Here is a 988-nt window from a genome sequence, read left to right as displayed (position 1 = left end):
AACGTATTTAAAAAATACGAAAAAATATCAAAAAAGATAAAATATTATTTGACAATAAATACGTATTTTGTTATATAAATAAATCAAGTGCTTAACAACACTTAACAGTAAGCGAATAGGTTGCGATAAACCTAATCTTATTAAAACTGACTATCTTTTATGCTTTAATTAGCATATATGATGATTTTGTCGGGTGTGGTTACACCATACAATACTCTTTTATGAGAAAAGTGTAACGACGGACTTACTGCCGTGTTTGTTAGCACCCGGCGCCTCTATAGAGGCGTCAATAACAAACGTATAATCAGTAAGGTTTAACTATGACAAATATATCAAACAACACCCCCGTTAATAAGAAAAAAATATCCAAAAAATATGAATTTACTAGTGAAATGGATTGCGTAGCTGGTCATTTCTTATATCGCATCCGTGCTTTAAGAGATTTTGGGGATGTCAAGGCGGGCGATCTAGGCGGTTTTATTGAAAAGGAAAGCAACTTATCTCACAAAGGAAATTGCTGGGTTTATGACAAAGCGCGTGTTTTTGAAAATGCAAGGGTTTATGACAATGCTAAAGTCAAAGGCTTTTTTGTAGACGTTTATGGCGATGCACGTATTTATGGAAATGCTATTTTTCAAGGCATGGCAATAAATGATTATTGTGAGGTTTATGGCAATGCTCATGTTAGCAATGCCGTTGTAATTGAAGGCAATGCTAAAATTTATGATAACGCCCGTGTCACTGATCATGCTCATATTTGTGATGATGCCGTTATTTGTGATGATGCTCATGTTGGAGGCAATGCAAAAATAAGCGGCGCTGCTCATATTTGTGATGGCTCGCGTGTTTTTGATGATGCCGTGGTTTGTGGGGCTCTTATCTCTGGCGATTCTTATGTTCACAGCGCCGCCTCTTTAACAGCAGATGATCATATTTGGGATGAGGCATATCCAGAATTTGGGAGTGAAGATGATTATTACCGTCATGA

The 988-nt window shown here is 36.6% G+C and carries 1 protein-coding gene; it reads left to right on the top strand.

What is annotated here, in order from left to right:
- Window positions 1-320: 320 nt before the first annotated feature.
- The coding region (locus ACFINU_RS10040; protein WP_375667696.1) for a hypothetical protein at window positions 321-988 on the top strand (668 nt) is incomplete at its 3' end.

Source organism: Bartonella sp. AC130YNZD, assembly GCF_042196865.1.
Lineage (GTDB): Bacteria > Pseudomonadota > Alphaproteobacteria > Rhizobiales > Rhizobiaceae > Bartonella.
This window is presented reverse-complemented; position numbering and strand designations above follow the sequence as displayed.